Source organism: Mitsuaria sp. TWR114, assembly GCF_007997345.1.
The window spans coordinates 1-667 of sequence record NZ_VOSR01000010.1; the positions used below are offsets into that span (position 1 = coordinate 1).

Consider the following 667-nt stretch of genomic DNA (forward strand, 5'->3'; position numbering starts at 1 on the left):
ACGCCGAGCTGCGCCAGGTGCGGACTCATCACGCGCTCGGCGGGCGGCAGCCATTCGTGGAAGCTGCCGGGATCGAGCAGCTGCGCGAGCCGCTCGCGCGCGCTGCACTCGGCGTAGGAGCTCGCGGCCACGGCGCTTGTGGACACGGTACTTGTGGACGCGGCGCTCGCGGCCACGGCGTTTGCGTGGGCGGTGGGCGTCGTCGCCGTCATGGCCGCAGCTCCTGCACCGCCTGGTCCAGGCGCAGGCTGACGACGGCGGGTGTGGCGCCCATGTCGTTGATCGACACCCGCACGCCGGCCAGGTCGTGGCGATGGTGGAAGTCGTCGAGCACCGCCTGCCAGACCGGCGCGAAGCCGCGCGCGGAGGTCTGCACATGCACCGCGCAGTCGCCGCCGTCCCCGGGCTCGAGCATCACCTCGAGGTTGCCGGAGCCGACCACGCCGACCAGCACCGGCGCGAAGGCCGGCACGGCGCGCGTGCCGGCGAAGCGGAAGTCCAGGGTCTCGAGACCCGGTGGGATGGCTGTCATGGGAGTCCTCGTCGTGGGGCGTGGCGTCGTGGCGTCGGGGGCGTCTCGCGCGGTCCGGCGGCGTCACCAGTTGCGGAAGCGCTTCGGTGGTCGGTACAGACCGCCGGACGCCCGCACCAGGTCGCGCATGCCGCG

Annotated in this window: 2 protein-coding genes and 1 pseudogene; all 3 read right to left on the reverse strand. The window is 73.6% G+C overall.

Features of this window, described 5'->3' with window-relative positions:
- A pseudogene (locus FUT87_RS30165) lies at positions 1-131 on the reverse strand (biotin-independent malonate decarboxylase subunit beta); the annotation flags it as partial.
- A gap of 77 nt (positions 132-208) precedes the next feature.
- Entirely contained in the window at positions 209-532 is a 324-nt protein-coding gene (gene mdcC, locus FUT87_RS00685) for a malonate decarboxylase acyl carrier protein (RefSeq protein ID WP_147239753.1), read from the reverse strand.
- Positions 533-595: 63 nt separating this feature from the next.
- Positions 596-661 carry a hypothetical protein gene (locus FUT87_RS31530; RefSeq protein ID WP_404935336.1) on the reverse strand — a complete coding sequence of 22 codons (66 nt, stop codon included), beginning with the start codon at positions 659-661 and terminating at the stop codon, positions 596-598.
- Positions 662-667 lie beyond the last annotated feature (6 nt).

Excerpts from the sequence above, each read along its gene's own strand:
- mdcC (WP_147239753.1), bottom strand. The coding sequence starts at position 532 with ATGACAGCCATCCCACCGGGTCTCGAGACCCTGGACTTCCGCTTCGCC.